General features: G+C 67.2%; 14 protein-coding genes. 8 read left to right on the plus strand and 6 right to left on the minus strand.

The genetic code is table 11. The features are described from left to right. Positions 1-151 precede the first annotated feature (151 nt). From AS031_RS09165 to AS031_RS20300, 4 genes are all read left to right on the plus strand, one after another. The gene (locus AS031_RS09165; RefSeq protein WP_058267831.1) at positions 152-1564 is read left to right on the plus strand and encodes an MFS transporter; all 1413 of its coding nucleotides are present in this window, start codon (positions 152-154) and stop codon (positions 1562-1564) included. Positions 1565-1792: 228 nt separating this feature from the next. Then, entirely contained in the window at positions 1793-4300 is a 2508-nt protein-coding gene (locus tag AS031_RS09170; protein ID WP_058267832.1) for a GcvT family protein, read from the plus strand. Between the two features lie 133 nt (positions 4301-4433). Further along, complete coding sequence (locus tag AS031_RS09175) at positions 4434-5918, plus strand: HNH endonuclease signature motif containing protein (RefSeq protein WP_058267833.1); 1485 nt, start codon at positions 4434-4436, stop codon at positions 5916-5918. Positions 5919-6057: 139 nt separating this feature from the next. Then, complete coding sequence (locus tag AS031_RS20300) at positions 6058-6570, plus strand: HXXEE domain-containing protein (RefSeq protein WP_058267834.1); 513 nt, start codon at positions 6058-6060, stop codon at positions 6568-6570. A 168-nt stretch (positions 6571-6738) separates the two neighbouring features. Here the strand turns inward: AS031_RS20300 and AS031_RS09185 are convergent, their stop codons facing one another. From AS031_RS09185 to AS031_RS09195, 3 genes are all read right to left on the minus strand, one after another. Next, a complete protein-coding gene (locus tag AS031_RS09185) occupies positions 6739-9090 on the minus strand; it encodes an FdhF/YdeP family oxidoreductase (protein WP_058267835.1) in 2352 nt (783 codons plus the stop codon). Between the two features lie 96 nt (positions 9091-9186). Then, positions 9187-9807: an MBL fold metallo-hydrolase gene (locus AS031_RS09190; protein WP_058267836.1), complete on the minus strand. Its 621-nt coding sequence runs from the start codon at positions 9805-9807 to the stop codon at positions 9187-9189. Beyond that, the gene (locus tag AS031_RS09195; protein ID WP_058267837.1) at positions 9807-10907 is read right to left on the minus strand and encodes an S-(hydroxymethyl)mycothiol dehydrogenase; all 1101 of its coding nucleotides are present in this window, start codon (positions 10905-10907) and stop codon (positions 9807-9809) included. The genes AS031_RS09190 and AS031_RS09195 overlap by 1 nt, the downstream gene beginning before the upstream one ends. A 332-nt stretch (positions 10908-11239) precedes the next feature. Between AS031_RS09195 and AS031_RS09200 the strand changes: the two genes are divergently transcribed. From AS031_RS09200 to purM, 3 genes are all read left to right on the plus strand, one after another. Next, a complete protein-coding gene (locus AS031_RS09200; protein WP_058267838.1) occupies positions 11240-11554 on the plus strand; it encodes a hypothetical protein in 315 nt (104 codons plus the stop codon). A gap of 129 nt (positions 11555-11683) precedes the next feature. Continuing rightward, positions 11684-13366 carry an amidophosphoribosyltransferase gene (gene purF / locus AS031_RS09205; protein WP_058267839.1) on the plus strand — a complete coding sequence of 561 codons (1683 nt, stop codon included), beginning with the start codon at positions 11684-11686 and terminating at the stop codon, positions 13364-13366. Beyond that, positions 13363-14520, plus strand: coding sequence for a phosphoribosylformylglycinamidine cyclo-ligase (purM, locus tag AS031_RS09210; protein WP_058267840.1), 1158 nt, complete (start codon positions 13363-13365; stop codon positions 14518-14520). The genes purF and purM overlap by 4 nt, the downstream gene beginning before the upstream one ends. 41 nt (positions 14521-14561) lie before the next feature. On the opposite strand, the gene AS031_RS09215 is transcribed toward purM, so the two are convergent. Next, positions 14562-15335: a VOC family protein gene (locus AS031_RS09215; RefSeq protein WP_058267841.1), complete on the minus strand. Its 774-nt coding sequence runs from the start codon at positions 15333-15335 to the stop codon at positions 14562-14564. A gap of 219 nt (positions 15336-15554) precedes the next feature. Continuing rightward, positions 15555-15788 carry a DUF3073 domain-containing protein gene (locus AS031_RS09220; RefSeq protein WP_058267842.1) on the minus strand — a complete coding sequence of 78 codons (234 nt, stop codon included), beginning with the start codon at positions 15786-15788 and terminating at the stop codon, positions 15555-15557. A gap of 265 nt (positions 15789-16053) precedes the next feature. Between AS031_RS09220 and AS031_RS09225 the strand changes: the two genes are divergently transcribed. Then, positions 16054-16812 (plus strand): septum formation family protein, encoded by a 759-nt coding sequence (locus AS031_RS09225; RefSeq protein WP_371325979.1) that lies wholly within the window; start codon positions 16054-16056, stop codon positions 16810-16812. Between the two features lie 55 nt (positions 16813-16867). Here AS031_RS09225 and clpB read toward each other — a convergent pair whose 3' ends face one another. Then, on the minus strand, positions 16868-19510 hold the full coding sequence (gene clpB, locus AS031_RS09230; protein ID WP_058267843.1) for an ATP-dependent chaperone ClpB: 2643 nt from the start codon (positions 19508-19510) through the stop codon (positions 16868-16870). Between the last annotated feature and the right edge of the window lie 76 nt (positions 19511-19586).

The raw sequence follows: 19586 nt of genomic DNA on the forward strand, positions 1-19586 counted from the left end.
TCCTGCGGGTCCTTGGAGGCCAGCCCGGCCGGCATCCGGCCAGGCTGCCTCGTCCACCGGCCGCTGGGGGCTGCGGCTGACCGTGCATCCAGTAAACGGCGCCCTGGCGCCGCCAGCGGTTTGCGCTGAAGCCAGAAGGGAACCAATCTCCATGACCAATCCAACCAGGACGACGGCCCCCGCCGGCACCTCCAGTCCGAAAGAGACCGACGCCAAATTCAAGCGCCGCTTCATGATGCGGCTTGTCGGCGTCTTCATCGGCGGGATGTTCCTCGACGGCTACATCCTCGGAATCATCGGCCCCGTCACCGGCCCCATGCGGTCAGAACTCCAGCTCGACGCATTGTCCCTGGGCCTGATCGCAGCGGGTCCGCTGGCTGGTATTTTCGTCGGCTCACCGCTGGCCGGCTGGGCCACTGACAAGTTCGGCCGCAAGCCGATGTTCCTCGTGGACATGGGCTTGTTCCTGGCGGCGTCAGCGGCCCAGTTCTTCGTCACCTCCGGGGATGGCGCGGTGATCCAGCTGGCCATCATCCGGTTCTTCATGGGCGTGGCCATCGGCGGGGAGTACTCGATCGGCGGGCCATTGCTGTCGGAGTTCTCCCCTCCGAAGCTCCGTGGAAGACTGCTCGGGCTGACCCTGATCGCCTGGTACGTCGGCTTCATGGTGGCATTCATCGTCGGCACAGCCCTGCACGATTCCGGCACCCCGTGGCGCATCGTCATTGGCACCAGCACGATCATCGCCTTCGTGCTGTTCATCGCCCGTCTGGGCCTGCCCGAGTCGCCGAGCTGGCTCATCACCAAGGGACGGCGGGAGGAAGCACTTGCGATCACCCGCAAGTACGTCGAGTCGCCGGAAATGCAGGACAGCATCACCGAGGAGATCAACCTGCGGGTGATCCAGGAGGCCCAGGCCGCCAAGAACAAGACCGAAATCAAGGGTGCTTCCTTTGGAATGCTGTTCTCGCGGCAGAACTGGCGCACCACGCTCTTCACCTCCGGTTTTTGGTTCTGCGCGGTCACGCCGTACTTCGCGATCGCGACCTTCGCCGATGATGTTCTCCACCAGTTCGGCTTCGGCGGCGGCTGGGCCGGTGGAGTCGGCCTGTCCGCGCTGGCGGCTGCGGGCGTCGTCACCACGGTGCTGCTGATTGACAAGCTCGGCCGTCGGGTCCTCACCGTGCCTGGGCAGTGGCTCTGCGCAGGCATCCTGCTGGTCATTGGAGTCTGGGCGGATGCGCCGGCGATCCTCGTGCTCGCCCTGTTCCTCGCCTTCTCCTTCTTCAATGCCGGCTACACCACCATGACCCAGGTCTATCCGGCCGAGGTGTTCCCCGGCCACCTGCGCGGCATCGGCATGGGCTTCGCCGCGGCCTTCAGCCGCGTTGGAGCCGCACTCGGCACCTTCGCCTTGCCGTGGGCCATCAGCAACATCGGCATGGGTGCAAGCATGGTCGTGGCCGCAGGGGTCGCGTTGCTCGGAGCCATCCTCTCGCAGTGGCTCGCACCCGAAACGAAGGGGCGCACCCTCGCCGAGATTTCGTCAGATTTCTCGCACTGATCCCCAAACTGCCCGGGTACTGCCAGGAGGCCTTCGCCGCACCCAGCGGCGGAGGCCTCCTTGCTGCCATCCGACACAGTGCCGCAGACTCCCGCAATAAAACACGCGCCCCTTGACATCCGGTGTGAGCTGCGCCACCGTGTTGCATATGGTGATGCGCGTTGCTCATAGCGAAGCAGCTCTGCAACCCCCGCCGGAACCCAGCACCAACCAGGAGAACTACACGCCATGACCGCTTCGCCCCGTGTCGTCATTATCGGAGCCGGCATCGTCGGCACCAACCTCGCCGACGAACTCGCCAGCCGCGGCTGGACCGACATCAACGTCGTCGAACAGGGCCCGCTGGAGCTTGCCGGCGGTTCCACATCCCACGCTCCGGGCCTGGTGTTCCAGAACAACGGGTCGAAGACGATGACGGAATTCGCCACCTACACCGTCAACAAGCTGCTGTCCCTGACCAAGGACGGTCAGTCCTGCTTCAACCAGGTGGGCGGCCTGGAGCTCGCCACCACCCCCGAGCGGCTGGCGGACCTCAAGCGCAAGATGGGCGTCATGACCTCCTGGGGCGTGGAAAGCCGGATCATCGACGCCGACGAATGCGAAAAGATCTACCCGCTGCTGAACACCGGCAAGCTCACCGGCGGCCGCGAGGTCCTGGGCGGCCTCCTCATCCCCACCGACGGCCTCGCCCTGGCCGCCCGCGCCGTGCAGCTCCTGATCGAACGTACCCGGGAACACGGCGTCACCTACCTCGGCTCCACCACCGTCACGGGCATCGCCCGGGAGAACGGCAAGGTCACCGGCGTCGAAACCTCAACCGGCGTGGTTCCCGCGGACATCGTGGTGTCCTGCGCAGGCTTCTGGGGCCGTGAGCTCGGCAAGATGGTGGGTCTCGAGGTTCCCCTGCTGCCGCTGGCCCACCAGTACGTGGTCAGCACCCCCCTTCCCGAACTTGAGGGCGTCAACGAACTGCCCAAGGGAGCCAGCAAGCCCATCCTGCGCTACCAGGACAAGGACCTGTACTACCGCGAGTGGGGCGACCGGATCGGCATCGGCAGCTACGCCCACCGCCCCATGCCGGTGGATATGTCCGCCCTGCCCCAGGTGCCTGCCGACGAGATGTCCGACCACCGCATGCCCTCCCGACTGGACTTCACCCTCGAGGATTTCGTGCCCGCGTGGGAAGACAGCCGGGACTTGCTGCCGGCCCTGCGCAACGCAGAGATCCAGGACGGCTTCAACGGCATCTTCTCGTTCACGCCGGACGGTGGCCCGCTGATCGGCGAGCACCCTGACCTGGCCGGCTTCTTCGTGGCCGAGGCGGTGTGGGTGACGCACTCCTCCGGCGTGGCCAAGGCTGTCGCCGAGCTGCTCGTGGAAGGCCGCTCCCGCACGGACCTGCACGGAACCGAACTCACCCGCTTCGAAAAGGTGCAGACCTCGGACTCCTACGTCAGTGAGACCTCGCAGCAGAACTTCGTGGAGATCTACGACGTCCTCCACCCGCTGCAGCCGCGCAAGTCGCCCCGGGACCTGCGGGTCAGCCCGTTCAACGTCCGCCAGAAGGAGCTCGGGGCGTTCTTCCTGGAGTCCGCCGGCTGGGAACGCCCGCACTGGTTCGAGGCCAACCGCCCGCTCCTGGAGGAGCTGCCCGAAGAATGGCGCGCACCCGAGCGCGAGGAGTGGGCGAACATGTTCCACTCCCCAATTTCCGCCGCCGAGGCGTGGAAGACGCGTACCGCCGTCGGACTTTACGACATGACGCCGCTCAAGCGGCTCCAGGTCGTTGGCCCCGGCGCCGAAGCGCTGCTGCACCGCCTCAGCACAGGAAACATCACGAAGAAGCCCGGCGCCGTCACCTACTGCCTCCTGCTGGAGCACGACGGCGGCATCCGCAGTGACGTGACGGTGGCGCGCCTGGAGCAGGAGAAGTTCCAGCTTGGCGTCAACAGCAACGTGGACTTCGACTACCTGCGCGTCGAGGCCCGCAAGCAGTCTGAGGCCGACCCGGCACAGTGGGCACATGTCACCGACATCACCGGCAGCACCTGCTGCATCGGCCTGTGGGGCCCGCTGGCGCGCGAAGTGATCGGCAAGCTCAGTAGCGATGACCTGAGCAACGACGGCCTGAGGTACTTCCGCACCAAGGAAATTTCCGTGGGCGGCATTCCCGTAAGCGCCTGGCGGCTGTCCTACGTGGGTGAACTCGGCTGGGAGCTCTACACCACCGCCGAATACGGCCTGAAGCTGTGGGACCTTCTGTTCGAAGCCGGGCAGGAATACGGCATCGTGGCAGCCGGCCGCGGGGCGTTCAACAGCATGCGCCTGGAGAAGGGCTACCGGCTGTGGGGCACGGACATGACCTCCGAGCACCACCCCTACGAGTCCGGTCTCGGCTTCTCCGTGGCCAAGGACAAGACGGGCTTCGTGGGCGCGGAGGCCCTGGTGGCCCGCAAGGAGCAGCCCGCCACCCGCGCACTGCGCTGCCTGACGGTCGACGACGGCACGTCCGTGGTGCTGGGCAAGGAACCGGTGTATGTGGACGGCTCGGCCGTCGGCTACGTGACGAGCGCCGCCTACGGTTACACCGTCGGCAAGCCGATCGCCTACGCCTGGCTGCCCGCTTCCGTGGGGATCGGCGACGCCGTGGAGATTGAATACTTCGGCCACCGGGTGGCAGCCACCGTCAGCGCCGAGCCGCTGGTGGACCCGGGCATGGAGCGCATCCGCGGCTGATCTTTCATTCCTCCCATGGGGTGGTTGAGCCTGCTTGAGACCGGCAGGCCCAACCACCCTTTTGCGCGCTGGTTGAGCTTGTGAAAAACCGGCGTCGGCTCCTACTGTCGTACCCCTTTGCCATAGTGGGTTTATGGGGAAAGCGGCGGTGGTGAGGGCGTTTGAGGAGATCCGGGCTGCCCTGGCCGTGCTGGACGCGGAGGTGGATGGTGCCGGTTGCGAGCCGTTCTCTGCGGCTGATCCGTTGGCTGCTCTGGCGGGCGGGTGTTTGGACGTCCTGGCTGGTGCCCGGGCGGTTGAGGCGCGGGTTGCGGGGTTGAAGGCGAAGGCCGCGGTGGCCTATGCGGACAGTGCCGCGGTGGTTGCGGGGCCGGGGGTGCCGGCGCAGGTGCAGGAGATGTCGGCCGCGGCGGAGATCGGGTGTGTCCTGGCGTTGGGGCCGCGGGCCGCGGGATCGTTCCTGGCCACCGCACACGCCCTGGTCACGACGTTGCCCCGCACGTTGGCGGGGCTGCAGGCCGGGGCGCTGTCCTGGCAGCACGCCCTGGTGATGGCCGACGAGGCAGCCGGCCTGGACGCTGCGGGCACGGCCGCGCTGGAAGCCCATTTCCTGACCGGGATGCTGGACCCGGAGGACGCGGACGCGGCGCGGGGATGCCGGGTGGGGGAGTTGCCGGCGCACCGGTTCCGGGTCAAGGCCCGGACCTGGCGCGAACGCCACCACGCCGGGAGTAATGAGGCCCGGCACGCCAAGGGGGTATCGGAGCGGCGGGTGGAGTACCGGCCGGACCGGGACGGGATGGCCTGGCTCACCGCGTACCTGCCGGCCGACCAGGCCTCGGCGGTCTGGGACCGCCTCACCTCCGAAGCCCGTGCCCTGCAAGGCCCGCACGAGCGGCGCACCCTCGCCCAGCTCCGCGCCGACAACTACACCACAGCCCTACTCGCCACCTACCCCGCACCCGGGCCGGGAGGCAGGTCTTCAGAGCGTCCTTCCCCCGGGATCCGGGCGCAGGTGCTGGTGACCGTCCCGGTGTTCTCGCTGCTGGGCCTGACCGATGAACCGGCGGTCCTGGACGGGTACGGTCCCATCCCGCCGTCGATGGCGCGGAACCTGGTGGCCGGCGGGGCGGGCTCGTTCTACCGGGTGCTGGTGGACCCCCGGGACGGGGCGCCGCTGGAAATCGGCCGGACCAGCTACCGGCTCACCAAAGCCATGCGGGCCTGGCTGCGGCTGCGCGACGGCACGTGCCCGTTCCCCGGCTGCAGCAACCACTCCCTGGACAACGACGCCGACCACCTCCTCGCCTGGGCCAACGGCGGCACCACCGGCATCAGCAACCTGGGACAACCCTGCCCGAAACACCACAGGCTCCGCCACACCACCGCCTGGAAACCCACCCCCGCCACCAAAACCACACCACCGGGCTGGACCTCACCCACCGGCCGCCACTACCAAAGCGAACACCAGGACTGGGAACCACCCCACCGGCCACCCCCACACCACCCGCACGCCCACTGGCCGTCACCGGCAGCGACCGGCGCCATCGACATCACCCGCCACCGCGGATCCCCCTGGGAAGACGCCCTCAGCCAATACCTCAACACCCACACCTGACCAGCTTGTGGTCCCGCTAAAGAAGACTCTGTCGTGGGATGGATGTTCCAAGAACACCTGACTGCCGAATCCCGAGCCCCGCTGTGGGTGGTAAGTGGGCCCGGATTTGGGTCCGGTCTTTTACTGTCATGATGAACGAGTGGCAGCGCCCCCTAAATTCCGAAATCGCAAGCGGCGTAGCGGGCCGGCATGGCTCTTCCTCGCGTGGGCGTTTCACGACCTCGAGGAAGCCGCAACCTTCCCTGGCAGCTGCAGCTACCTGGCTGACCGTACTGGGGTTGACGCGCTGCGGATGGACTCGCGTCAGTCCTGGGCAGCGGTTGGCCTGATGGGTGTGCTCGTCGGATTCAGCTGCAGCCGCGGCGCGCAGATGGCGGGCAGTTCTCGCCTGTACCGGGCAACCGTCGCAGGGCTAGGTGCCCATGTCGGGACGCACCTCGTCGCGACTGTGCTTGCGCGGCGCTACACGGCAGGCGTCGCGACTGCGGTGCCCGTGATGCTGCCCGGCGTAATTGCGGCAGCCAGAGAACTTACCCTGGACGGAGTTCCGCTACGTGCAGGGGATGGAGTCCTGGGCGCGGTCGTCCTGGGACCAGCGGCTCTTGTTTGCCACCTCATCGTTCGTGTGACGATGAGGCGCAGGGCGAACTGATCGCCGCAGCCAACCGCCGTAGGCCGGTCCAACAACGTCCACTGACGGGCTTCAGCAGCGTTCAACCGAATCGCCGCCTTCCGGTACTTCCGGGATTCCCATATGACCCGGTCATGGCAACGGCCCCCGCCTCCGGAACGGAAGCGGGGGCGTCACCAGTTGTGGTTATCAGACGGCGCTGGCCTGCAGCGATGCCGATTCCTCGGCTGCCGCGGTTTCGCCCTTGTGCGGTTCGAAGCGGACGAACATCGCCTTGAAACCAGGGGTGTTGGACACGCGGGCCACGTTTTCCTTGTGCACCAGGGCGTTGGCCTCGGGGAAGTAGGCAGCGGCGCAGCCCTTCGCGGTGGGGTAGGCCACCAGGCGGAACTTGTCTGCCCTGCGGTCCACTCCCTGGAAGGTGCTGACGACGTCCACGAGTTCCCGGTCCTGGAAGCCTGCCTCGGCGAGGTCCTCCGGGTGGATCAGGATCACGCGGCGGCCGTCGGAGATGCCCCGGTACCGGTCGTCCAGGCCGTAGAAGGTGGTGTTGTACTGGTCGTGGCTGCGCATGGTCTGCAGCACCAGGTGCCCCTTGGGCGGTGTCAGGTATTCGAGCGGGCTGACCGTGAACCGGCCCCGGCCAATGTCCGTGGCGAAGGAGCGGGTGTCGCGCGGCGGGTTGGGCAGCACAAAGCCGTTCTTGGTGCGGACACGGGCGTTGAAGTCCTCGAAGCCGGGCAGGACACGCTCGATGTGGTCGCGGATCACGTCGTAGTCCTCGGCCATGCCCCGCCAGTCCACCGGATGGTCAGCGCCAAAGGTGGCCTCGGCCATCCGCGCCACGATCACGGGCTCGGCCAGCAGGTGCTCGGAGACGGGCGTCAGGCGGCCCTGGGTGGAGTGGACCACGGACATGGAGTCCTCCACGGATAGGAACTGCGCGCCCTTGGGGTGCTTGTCGTCCTTGTCCGTCCGGCCCAGCGTCGGCAGGATCAGCGACGTGCGGCCGTGCACGATGTGCGAGCGGTTGGGCTTGGTGGAGATATGCACGGTCAGGCCGATCCGCTGCATCCCGGCTTCCAGGGTTTCGGTGTCCGAGCAGGCCAGCGAGAAGTTGCCGCCCATCGAGACGAACACGTCCACCTCATCGCGTTCGAACGCCTCCATGGACTCGACAGCGTCGTAGCCATGGTGCCGCGGGGAGGTGATCCCGAACTCGGCGTCGATGGCGGAGAGGAGCTTTTCGCCGGGTTTTTCCCAGATGCCCATGGTCCGGTCGCCCTGCACGTTGGAGTGCCCGCGGACGGGGCAGGCGCCGGCGCCGGGCTTGCCGAAGTTGCCCTGCAGCAGCAGGACGTTGACCATTTCCTTGATGGTGTCCACGGAGTGCGGCTGCTGGGTCACGCCGAGCGCCCAGCAGAAGATGGAGGCCTTGGATGCAACGAGCATCCCGGCCACCTTCTCGATCTGTTCCCGGGTCAGGCCGGTGGCAGTTTCAGTTTCGTCCCAGTCAAGGGTGCGGCGGGCGTCGCGGTAGGCGTCGAACCCGTCCGTCTGCGCGGCGATGAAGGAATGGTCGACGACGGTCCCCGGGTTCTTCTCCTCGGCCTCCAGCAGGAGGTGGCCCAGCGCCTGGAACAGCGCCAGGTCACCGCCCACCTTGATCTGCAGGTATTCGTCGGCGAGCGGGGTTCCGCCGCCCACGACACCGGACAGCGTCTGCGGGTCGCGGAAGTTGAACAGGCCTGCCTCGGGCAGCGGGTTCACCGCCACCACCTTGCCGCCCTTGTCCTTGCATTCCTTCAGGGCGGAGAGCATGCGCGGGTGGTTGGTGCCCGGGTTCTGCCCCACCACGAAGATCAGCTCTGCGTCGTGGATGTCGTCCAGGGACACGGTGCCCTTGCCGATGCCGATGGTGGGGTTCAGCGCCGATCCGGAAGACTCGTGGCACATGTTGGAGCAGTCCGGCAGGTTGTTCGTCCCGATGGAGCGGGCAAACAGCTGGTACAGGAAGGCGGTCTCGTTCGCGGTACGGCCGGAGGTGTAGAACACGCACCGGTCAGGGGTGCTGGCCCGGACGTGCTCACCGATCAGCTCGAACGCGTCGTTCCAGGAGATCGGCGAGTAGTGCGTCTCACCCTCCCGGATCACCACCGGTTCGGAAAGCCGGCCCTGGTTGCCCAGCCAGTACTCGGTCTTCTCCGACAGTTCCGCGATGGAGTGCTTGGCCCAGAACTCCGCGCCCACCGTGCGGAGGGTGTTCTCCTCCGCCACGGCCTTGGCGCCGTTTTCGCAGAACTCGGCAGCCTTGCGCTTCTTGTCCGATTCCGGCCATGCGCAGCCCGGGCAGTCGAAGCCGCCGCGCTGGTTCAGCCGCAGCAGCGACTGCGCCGTGCGCGTCACACCGGCCTGCGCCACGGCGCGTTCCAGTGCCACCATGACCGCTTTGACGCCGGCGGCCTCGGTCTTGGGCTTGTGGACTTCGAGGTTGTCCTCGTTGATGTCCGCCACCGGGGCGGGCTGCTTACCGAACTTCATCGTTCCAACTTCCTTAGGGGCATGAATTCGTCAATCTGCAGTGGGGCGCGCCGGGTTTCCCCGGCGCGCCCCTTTGGCACACTCTGGCCGGCGTGGCTACTCGGAGACCTTCGCCAGGGTTTCCTGTTCCGCCGCGATGGTGGTGTTGTCACCGTGTCCGGTGCGGACCACCGTGCCGGCCGGCAGCGTGAGCAACCGTTCACGGATGGACTTCAGGATGGTCGGGTAGTCGCTGTAGGACCGGCCCGTGGCACCGGGGCCGCCGTTGAACAGCGTGTCCCCCGTGAAGACGGTTCCTTCGCTTTCCAGGTAGAAACACGTCGATCCGGGAGAGTGGCCCGGCGTGTGGATGGCCGTCAGCGCGGCCCCGCCCACCTCGAAGACGTCGCCGTCCGCGTGCTGCCGGTGCGGCTCAAAGTCCGGGTAGACCTGCTTCCACAGGACCAGGTCCTCGGGGTTGAGGTAGATGGGGGCCTCCACCGCCTCGGAAACCTCACGCGCGGCGCCAATGTGGTCATTGTGCGCGTGGGTCAGCAGGATGGCCTTGACCTTCCGGCCTTTGACCTGGTTGATGATCGCGGCGGCGTCGTGCGGGGAATCGATGATCACGCATTCCTCGTCGTTGCCCACGATCCAGACGTTGTTGTCCACATCCCACGTGCCGCCGTCGAGCGAGAACGTCCCCGAGGTGACCAGGTTCTCGATGGTGACGCCCATCAGGAAGCCGCCACAGGGAGTTCGACGACGGACCGGAGGACCTTGCCCTCGTGCATCTTGCCGAAGGCCTCCTCCACCTGGTCGATGGTGATGCGCTCGGAAACGAACGCGTCGAGGTCCAGGTTGCCCTGCTTGTAGTGGGACACCAGCATCGGGAAATCTCGGGACGGCAGGCAGTCGCCGTACCACGAGGACTTCAGCGACCCGCCGCGGCCAAAGACGTCCAGCAGCGGCAGTTCCAGCGTCATCTCCGGTGTGGGGACACCCACCAGGACCACGCGGCCGGCCAGGTCGCGGGCGTAGAACGCCTGCTTGTAGGTTTCGGGACGGCCGACGGCGTCAATCACCACGTCCGCTCCGTTGCCCCCGGTGAGGGCCTGGATGGCTTCCACGGGGTCCTGCTGCCGCGAGTTGATGCCGTGGGTCGCGCCGAGCGACTTGGCCATCTCGATCTTGTTGTCATCAATGTCCACGGCGATGATCGTGGTGGCGCCGGCCAGTTTGGCACCGGCGATCGCGGCGATGCCCACGCCGCCGCAGCCGATGACGGCCACGGACTCGCCACGCTTGACCTCACCGGTGTTGATGGCGGCACCGATGCCGGCCATCACGCCGCAGCCCAGCAGGCCAACGGCGGCCGCGTCAGCTTCGGGATCCACCTTGGTGCACTGCCCGGCAGCAACCAGGGTCTTCTCCGCGAAGGCTCCGATGCCCAGGGCCGGGGACAGTTCGGTGCCGTCCTCAAGGGTCATCTTCTGCGTGGCGTTGTGCGTGTTGAAGCAGTACTGCGGCTGGCCCTTGGCACAGGCACGGCACTGCCCGCACACAGCGCGCCAGTTCAGGATCACGCGGTCCCCCGGAGCCACCTCGGTGACATCAGGGCCAACAGCACTGACCACGCCGGTGGCCTCGTGGCCCAGCAGGTACGGGAAGTCATCACCAATGCCACCCTGCTTGTAGTGCAGGTCCGTGTGGCACACACCGCACGTCAGGATGTCCACCAGGGCCTCCCCCGGCCCCGGATCCGGAACCAGGATGGTTTCCAGCGACACCGGGGCATCCTTCTCCCGGGCAATGACAGCTTGGACTTTATGGACCATGGTTCTGAAGTTCCTTTCCTGGAGTCCGGACGGAAGCCGGTGAGCCGGCACCCTGTGCCAATCTAGCCGAGCATGGCGCAGCGTGCAGGCGGCTTCCGCGTAGCAGCTTCCACCCGACTCCATTGCGCATTACACAACAGGGTGCACATAGCGCTTATTCGAATATGACAGCGGCCACAGTCGCTGTCAATAGATATATCAGTCATCAGGTCAGGTATCCCGACCGGGTCCACTCCTTCCGCGATTGTGAAGGCAACCCGCAAGCCGGGCCGGCCGCCGGCGTCCGGGCTTCCCGTTATGTCGTCCATATGCCCGGCATTAGGCTGGATGGCATGTCTTTGAACGAACCGCCCGCTGAGCGTCGCGAGGTCACCGTCCGCCGGGCCCCCAAATTCGTGCCGTTCCTGGTCCTCGGCGCCCTGCTGGGATTCGCGGCGGCAGCCGTGGCGGCGTACGCAGTCCCCGGTGATGCGGAGTTCGATCCCGGGGCCGTCTTCGGCTTCCTCATGATCACTTTCGGCGCCGCCGGAGCCGTCCTCGGCGCCGTCGTGGCGCTGCTCCTGGACCGCCGGAGCGTGCGGAAGCAGGAGCGCGCCGTCGTCGAATCCGTCCCCGATTCCGAGCCGGACACCAACCCGCAGGACTGAACGCGCGGACCAGTACGGCGGTCACCGGACCATCCCCGCCCGGGACGCTGCGACAACCCGCGGTGACGGGTCAGGGTCACAAAGCGGCGCGGGAAAAAGTCATACCCCATGTCGTGCGATAATCGATCAGTGGCACGCGGCGATGGAAAACTTTCCCATGATCTTCTCCCCGGCGAAAAAGGCCCCCAGGACGCTTGTGGCGTCTTCGGCGTCTGGGCCCCCGGAGAAGAAGTAGCAAAACTTACCTATTACGGGCTGTACGCACTGCAGCACCGTGGCCAGGAGTCGGCTGGTATTGCCACCAGCGACGGCAAACGGATCAACGTCTACAAGGACATGGGACTGGTCTCCCAGGTCTTCGACGAGACAACCCTCAACACCCTCACCGGGCACCTGGCCGTGGGCCACTGCCGGTACTCCACCACCGGCGCCAGCCACTGGGCCAACGCCCAGCCAACCCTGGGCGCCACCTCCACCGGCACCGTGGCCCTGGCCCACAACGGCAACCTCACCAACACCGCCGAACTCAACGCCATGATCACTGAGCGCAACGGCGGACAGCTCACCGGCGAAATGAAGCAGGGCAATACCTCGGACACTGCCCTGGTCACCGCCCTCCTGGAAGGCGAACCGGGCAAGACCCTCGAAGACACCGCCACCGAGCTCCTGCCCAAGATCAAGGGCGGCTTCTGCTTCGTCTTCATGGACGAAGGCACCCTCTACGCGGCACGCGACACCTACGGCATCCGCCCGCTGGTCCTGGGCCGGCTGGAACGCGGCTGGGTGGTGGCCTCCGAGCAGTCCGCCCTGGCCACCGTGGGCGCCAGCTTCATCCGCGAAATCGAGCCCGGCGAGTTCATCGCCATCGACGAGGAAGGCGTGCGGTCCAAGAAGTTCGCAGAGCCGACGCCGGCGGGCTGCGTTTTCGAGTACGTCTACCTCGCCCGCCCGGACGCCGCCATTGCCGGCCGCTCCGTCTACGAATCCCGGGTGGAAATGGGCCGCCAACTGGCCCGCGAGAACACCCACGAGGCCGACATCGTCATTCCCGTTCCGGAATCCGGGACACCCGCCGCCGTCGGCTACGCCGAGGAATCCGGCATTCCGTTCGCGCACGGGTTCGTCAAGAACTCCTATGTGGGCCGCACGTTCATCCAGCCCTCGCAAACCCTGCGCCAGCTGGGCATCCGACTCAAGCTCAACGCCCTGGAATCGGTGATCCGCGGCAAGCGCGTCGTAGTGGTGGACGACTCGATCGTCCGCGGCAACACCCAGCGGGCCATCGTCAGGATGCTCCGCGAGGCCGGCGCCGCCGCGGTGCACGTCAAGATCTCCTCGCCGCCCGTCCAGTGGCCCTGCTTCTACGGCATCGACTTCGCCTCCCGCGCGGAGCTCATTGCCAACGGCGCCTCCATCGATGAGATCTCCCAGGCCATCGGCGCCGACTCGCTGGCCTACATTTCCGAGGACGGCATGATTGGCGCAACCCGCCAGCCGCGCGAACGCCTCTGCACCGCCTGCTTCACGGGCAAATACCCCATCAAGCTGCCGGACTCGGACAAGCTGGGCAAGAACCTGCTGGAGCGCCCTGACTCTGTCGGACAGGCCAGCGGCCTGAAGCCCTCCCCCGCAGCGCTTCCCGGTGAAACCGCCGCCCTGGCCGTGGACCCCGATGAGGATCCCGCGGAGAAGGCGGGTGCCACCGGCTGCGATCCGGGACCGGATTCCGAGTTCGAAAACCTGTTGACCGACGCCGACCTCGTACCCGGCACGCCCGCCGCCGCAGGCACCGACAAGAAAGAGTCCGTATGACTTCCGCACACTCCGCCGCCGGCTCCGACTCCGGGAAGGCGGGCATCACCTACGCCTCCGCCGGTGTGGACGTTGAGGCAGGCGACCGCGCCGTCGAGCTCATGAAGGACGCCGTCAAGGCAACCCACAACTCCTCGGTCATCGGCGGGGTGGGCGGCTTCGCCGGCCTCTACGATGTGTCCAAACTGCTGACTTACCGGAAGCCGCTGCTGGCCACGTCCACGGACGGCGTGGGCACCAAGGTGGCCATCGCACAGGCCATGGACATCCACGACACCATCGGGTTCGACCTGGTGGGCATGGTGGTGGACGACATCGTGGTGGTGGGCGCCGAGCCGCTGTACATGACTGACTACATTGCCTGCGGCAAGGTGGTTCCCGAGCGCATCGCGGGCATCGTCCGCGGCATCGCCTCGGCCTGCTCCGTGGCCGGCACCGCCCTGGTGGGCGGCGAAACCGCAGAGCACCCCGGACTGCTCGGTGAGCACGAATACGACGTCGCCGGCGCAGCCACCGGCGTCGTGGAAGCCGACGCCTTGCTGGGGCCGGACCGGGTCCGCGCCGGTGACGTCGTGATCGGCATGGCCTCCTCCGGCCTGCACTCCAACGGCTACTCCCTGGTCCGCCGCGTCATCAACCACGCCGGCTGGGCCCTGGACCGGCAGGTCTCCGAACTCGGCCGCACCCTGGGCGAGGAACTGCTCGAGCCCACCCGCGTCTACGCTGCCGACTGCCTGGACCTGGCCCGCGCCTTCCCGGTCACGGGTTCCGCAGCCGTCCACGGCTTCAGCCACGTCACCGGCGGCGGCCTGGCCGCCAACCTGGCCCGCGTCCTGCCCCAGGGCCTGGTTGCCACCGTTGACCGCTCCACCTGGGAGCTGCCGGCCATCTTCAAGCTGGTATCCGAGCTCGGAAACGTCCCGTTGGCGGACCTGGAACGCACCCTGAACCTCGGCGTGGGCATGGTGGCCATCGTGTCCGCCGACGCCGCGGACGCCGCTGTGGCCCGTCTGAACGAGCGCGGCCTGCCGTCCTGGATCATGGGCACCGTTTCCGAAGATTCCGGCGCCGGGGCCAACTCCGGCCCCGACTACGTCCAGGGCGCCAAGGGCGTCGACGGCGGGGCTGTCCAGCTGGTCAACGCCTACGCCTGAGCATTGAGCAGGGCTCCCCGCTGCGGGGGGCCCTGCTGTGTTTAAGTCCCGGCCTGGACCAGGCTGAGGATCCCTCCCCAAGGGTCGCGGATGGTGGCAGGCGCTTGGGGGAAATCCCCACCCGGTTCCACAAGCGCTTCGCCGCCTGCCTCCACGGCAGCACGCACCGCGGCGCCAAGAGCGGTGACGCCAAAGTAGGCCTGCCAGCCCGGCGCCTCGCCCTCCCCGGCAGGAACCACCCCGGCCACCTCCGTACCGTCCAGCATCAGCGTGCTGTAGCTGCCGCCGTCGTCCTGCGGGTATTCCGTCACCTCGTGCCCGAAGAGCTGCTGGAAGAAGCCGACGGCGGCCTGCGGCTCAGGCGTGGACAGTTCGGCCCAAACCAGCGCACCGGGTTCGTTGAACAGGGCGGTGCCGCGATGTGTTGCGGCCTGCCAGACCCCGGTGGTGCCGCCGCCGGGCGGCGCCACAAAGGCGAGGGTGCCGGTGTCCCCCACTTCCTCGGGACCGAACTCGGCTGTGCCCCCGGCGAAAGGCGCCTCCTGGACCACTGATGCGGCATCCGCTGCCGCGAAATAGACGTTCCACTGTGCAGGGGCGCGCGCCGCCAGTTGCCCCGGGTTCTGCGGCGCGATGACGGCCACAAGCTTCCCGTCTACGAACGCCTGGGCATAGGAACGCCCGTCCGGCGTGGGCAGGTCCCGGTACGTCCAGCCAAAGATGCTGCCATAGAAGTCCTTGGCAGCGGCGACATCGGGTGTTTGCAGGTCGGCCCAGCACAGTTCGCCGTGCCGGTATTGCTCTACGTGTGGCATGCGGCCAACGCTACACGCCGCCACAGACGGGCAGCACCCAAGGATCAGCCGGTGAGCGTGTGCCGTTGCCTCCTTGGGCAGCGGTGTGCAGGCCCGGGCCGGTGCGCGCAGGAAAACAGCATGGCCCCGGTAGGCCTGAATTAAGGAAGGCTGCGGACTGAGGTCCGCGGTACGGCGCCGCCTGAGATGCCGGCCACAAGGGCGGGCGGGCGGCGGCGACTAGCCGATGCGACGGGTGTCTACCTCGTCGTCGTCATCTTCCAAATCATCCGCGTACTTGTCCACGTAAGCTGAATAGTCCGGTTCAACCGGCTCATTCGCATAATGGCTCGTGGCACGACTTGACGGGCCCGTCAGCTCGCGCTGAAGTGCCGAATAGTCAGTGTTCGGGGAGTAGTACTTGATGTCCCGAGCCTGCTTAGTAGCTTTTGCCTTTTGACGGCCGCGCCCCATGGCGTGACCCCCTTTTGTACTTGGACCGGAGGTGGTCACCTTGGCGATGGTGAGGCCCCGGAATGATTGGTCAATTTGTCGTACACCTAGATTACATGCTTTCGGCGGCCCATGCTCGCCGAACGGCGCGCCCCGGCGGGTGTTTGGGATAACATTCCCCCTTGCTTCCGCGGGATTCCGGGATTTTTCTTCGGTAGAGTCGCTTCAGGCAACCGCAAAAACGGCCATTGCGGGCGGTTGCCCGAAGCGACGACAACGCAGGAGGATGCACCACGTGAACCCCCAGGACGTCCCGCCGAAACCCACGTCCCCGCCCACGGCCGGCATCCCCAGGGTGGAACCCGGCACGGACCCAGTTAGCTTCCCGCGGACAGAAACGCAGACGGAGACACCGATGGAGACGCGGACGGAGTCACACCCGGACGCTCCGGCCCCCGCCTCGGTCACGTGGTCCGCACCCCGGCCGGACCCGGAACCCGCACCTGCGGTCCCGGCAACGAAGGCCAGGACCCTGTGGAAGGTGCTCTTCGCCGTCGTCCTCCTGGCCGTGGTGGGCTGCCTGGCATGGCTGGCCGTCTGGCTCAACACCGGCGGGGCATCACCGGAGGCCGACGGCAGCCGCGAGGGGACCCTGCAAACCGTCGAGACCCCGCGTGCCACGTCGCTGCCGCTGCCGCGGGAGGGCGTCAAGTCCGCGGACTACGCCGTGGGTGACTGCTTCAAGGATTTTGATCCGGAGTCTTTGGCCGCAACGGCAGTGCCCTGCGACTCCCCGCATTCGGCGCAGCTTGTCGCCGTGTTCCACTACCCCCAAGGGGAGTCCTACCCGGGCGCCGAGGTACTGAAGGCCAAAGCCCTGGAAGCGTGCCAGGCCACGAAACTGGGGCCGGCCGCCAATGAATACCAGCTCAATTTCCAGCGCAGTTTCCCCAGCAACACCAGCTGGGACGCCGGGGACCGCAGGGCGGACTGCTACGTCTCAGCCCCGAACGGCAACGTCATAAACAAAAGCGTGCTGCCCTGACAGGACATCCCGCGGGACATCCGCCAGGGCAGCACGCACCGGGTGGCGGCTGCGGCTAGCCCTTCCGCCGCACCGACAGCCCGGTTGAGGGGGCTCCCGTCAGGGCGTCAACGTTCCCGTCGGTGAGCTCGCCCAGATCGGCAGCGGTGTCCACCACCACGGTGTCGCCGTCACTGATGTCGCCGGACAGGATGGACTTGGCCAGCCGGTCGCCGATCTCGCGCTGCACCAGGCGCCGCAGCGGCCGGGCGCCGTAGGCGGGGTCGAAACCGGACAGCGCCAGCCACGCCTTGGCCCCGTCGGTGACCTCCAGCGTGAGGCGGCGGTCATGGAGGCGCCGGCCCAGCTCGTCCACGTGCAGCTCCACGATGCGGCCCAGTTCCTCGACGTTCAGGGCGTCGAAGAGGACCACTTCGTCGAGCCGGTTGAGGAACTCCGGCTTGAAGGAAGCGTTGACGGTGGCCATCACGGCGTTCCGCTTGGCCTCCGCGTCCAGGGTCTGGTCCACCAGGAACTGGCTGCCCAGGTTGGACGTCAGCACCAGGATGACGTTGCGGAAGTCCACGGTGCGGCCCTGGCCGTCGGTGAGGCGGCCGTCGTCGAGCACCTGCAGGAGGATGTCGAACACCTCGGGGTGCGCCTTCTCCACCTCGTCCAGCAGGACCACGGAGTAGGGGCGGCGGCGGACGGCCTCGGTGAGCTGGCCGCCTTCCTCGTAGCCCACGTATCCGGGAGGGGCACCCACCAGCCGGGCCACCGAGTGCTTCTCGCCGTACTCGGACATGTCGATGCGCACCATGGCCCGCTCGTCGTCGAAGAGGAAATCAGCCAGGGCCTTGGCCAGCTCGGTCTTGCCGACACCGGTGGGGCCCAGGAACAGGAACGAACCCGTGGGCCGGTTCGGGTCGCTGATGCCGGCCCGGGCACGGCGGACGGCGTCGGACACCGCGGTGACGGCCTTGGACTGGCCAATGAGCCGCCTGCCCAGTTCCTCCTCCATGTGCAGGAGTTTCTGGCTCTCGCCCTGGAGCATGCGCCCGGCCGGGATGCCGGTCCAGGCGGAGATGACCTCGGCGATGTCGTCCGCGGTGACTTCCTCGGCCACCATCAGGGTTGACTTGTCCGTCACGGCAGCCTCGGCTTCGGCAGCGGCGTTCAGTTCGCGTTCCAGCGCGGGGATCTCGCCGTACAGGACGCGGGAGGCCGTTTCCAGGTCGCCTTCGCGGGCGGCTTTCTCGTAGGCGCTGCGGAGTTCGTCCAGCTTGACCTTGAGGTTGCCCACCCGGTTCAGGCCGGCGCGTTCGGCTTCCCAGCGGGCCTTGAGCCCGTTGAGTTCCTCTTCCCTGTCGGCCTTGTCCGCGCGCAGGGCGGCCAGGCGCTCCACCGACGCCGGGTCCTTCTCATCCTGGAGGGCAAGCTCTTCCATGGTGAGCCGGTCCACCAGGCGCTGCAGCTGGTCGATTTCTTCCGGCGCGGAGTCGATCTCCATGCGCAGCCGGGATGCGGCCTCGTCCACGAGGTCGATGGCCTTGTCCGGGAGCTGCCGGCCGGAAATGTAGCGGTTGGACAGGGTGGCGGCGGCGACCAGCGCCGAGTCCGCGATGGTGACCTTGTGGTGCGCCTCGTAGCGTTCCTTCAGGCCACGGAGGATGCCGATGGTGTCCTCGACGCTGGGTTCGCCCACGTAGACCTGCTGGAACCTGCGCTCCAGGGCGGGGTCCTTTTCGATGTTCTCGCGGTACTCGTCCAGGGTGGTGGCGCCGATGAGGCGGAGTTCGCCGCGGGCCAGCATGGGCTTGAGCATGTTGCCTGCGTCCATGGAGGAGTCCCCGGTGGCACCCGCGCCCACCACGGTGTGGATTTCGTCGATGAATGTGACGATCTGGCCTTCGGAGTTCTTGATCTCCTCCAGAACGGCCTTGAGCCGTTCCTCGAATTCGCCGCGGTATTTGGCACCGGCCACCATGGACGCCAGGTCCAGGGCGATCAGGGTCTTGCCGCGCAGGCTTTCGGGGACGTCGCCGGCCACGATGCGCTGGGCCAGGCCTTCGACGACGGCGGTCTTGCCGACGCCGGGTTCGCCGATGATCACCGGGTTGTTCTTGGTGCGGCGGCTCAGCACCTGGACGATGCGGCGGATTTCCGTGTCGCGGCCGATCACCGGGTCCAGCTTTCCGGAGCGCGCCATGGCGGTCAGGTCCGTGCCGAACTTCTCCAGCGACTGGAAAGTGTTCTCGGGATCGGGGCTGGTGACCTTGCGGTCGCCCCGGACGCCGGGGAGGGCCGCCAGCAGGGCTTCGTGGGAGGCACCGGCTTCACGCAGCAGGCGTCCGACGGCGTCACTTCCGGCGGAGAGGCCCAGCAGCAGGACTTCGGTGGACACGAAGGTGTCGCCGAGGCGGTCGGCTTCCTCCTTGGCGTTCTGGATGGCCTGCAAAGCGGGCCTGGACAGCTGGGCCTGCTGGGTGGAGCTGCCGGAGGCTGCGGGCAGGGATTTGATGGCGCTGCTCGCCTGGACACTGACGGCATCCGGGTCCGCTCCGGTGGCGCGAAGCAGCGCCACGGCCACGCCTTCGCGCTGGTCCATCAGCGCTTTGAGGATGTGGGCCGGTTCCACCTGCGGGTTGCCGGCCGTGGAGGCGTTCATGGCGGCAGCCGAGAGAGCCTCCTGGCTCTTGGTGGTGAATTTGACGTCCAAAGAGGGCTCCTTTCAGGGGCACGGTTTCTTAGAGTTGAGTGTACTACGCTCAACTTTGAAATTCGTACCCTTTTGG

Origin of the sequence: Pseudarthrobacter enclensis (genome assembly GCF_001457025.1) — a bacterium.
GTDB lineage: Bacteria > Actinomycetota > Actinomycetes > Actinomycetales > Micrococcaceae > Arthrobacter > Arthrobacter enclensis.

Excerpts from the sequence above, each read along its gene's own strand:
- AS031_RS09195 (WP_058267837.1), bottom strand. The coding sequence starts at position 10,907 with ATGGTCCATAAAGTCCAAGCTGTCATTGCCCGGGAGAAGGATGCCCCG.
- AS031_RS09185 (WP_058267835.1), bottom strand. The coding sequence starts at position 9,090 with ATGAAGTTCGGTAAGCAGCCCGCCCCGGTGGCGGACATCAACGAGGAC.
- AS031_RS09170 (WP_058267832.1), top strand. The coding sequence starts at position 1,793 with ATGACCGCTTCGCCCCGTGTCGTCATTATCGGAGCCGGCATCGTCGGC.
- AS031_RS09200 (WP_058267838.1), top strand. The coding sequence starts at position 11,240 with ATGTCTTTGAACGAACCGCCCGCTGAGCGTCGCGAGGTCACCGTCCGC.
- purM (WP_058267840.1), top strand. The coding sequence starts at position 13,363 with ATGACTTCCGCACACTCCGCCGCCGGCTCCGACTCCGGGAAGGCGGGC.
- AS031_RS09225 (WP_371325979.1), top strand. The coding sequence starts at position 16,054 with ATGCACCACGTGAACCCCCAGGACGTCCCGCCGAAACCCACGTCCCCG.
- AS031_RS09190 (WP_058267836.1), bottom strand. The coding sequence starts at position 9,807 with ATGGGCGTCACCATCGAGAACCTGGTCACCTCGGGGACGTTCTCGCTC.
- AS031_RS09165 (WP_058267831.1), top strand. The coding sequence starts at position 152 with ATGACCAATCCAACCAGGACGACGGCCCCCGCCGGCACCTCCAGTCCG.
- AS031_RS09215 (WP_058267841.1), bottom strand. The coding sequence starts at position 15,335 with ATGCCACACGTAGAGCAATACCGGCACGGCGAACTGTGCTGGGCCGAC.
- AS031_RS09175 (WP_058267833.1), top strand. The coding sequence starts at position 4,434 with ATGGGGAAAGCGGCGGTGGTGAGGGCGTTTGAGGAGATCCGGGCTGCC.
- AS031_RS09220 (WP_058267842.1), bottom strand. The coding sequence starts at position 15,788 with ATGGGGCGCGGCCGTCAAAAGGCAAAAGCTACTAAGCAGGCTCGGGAC.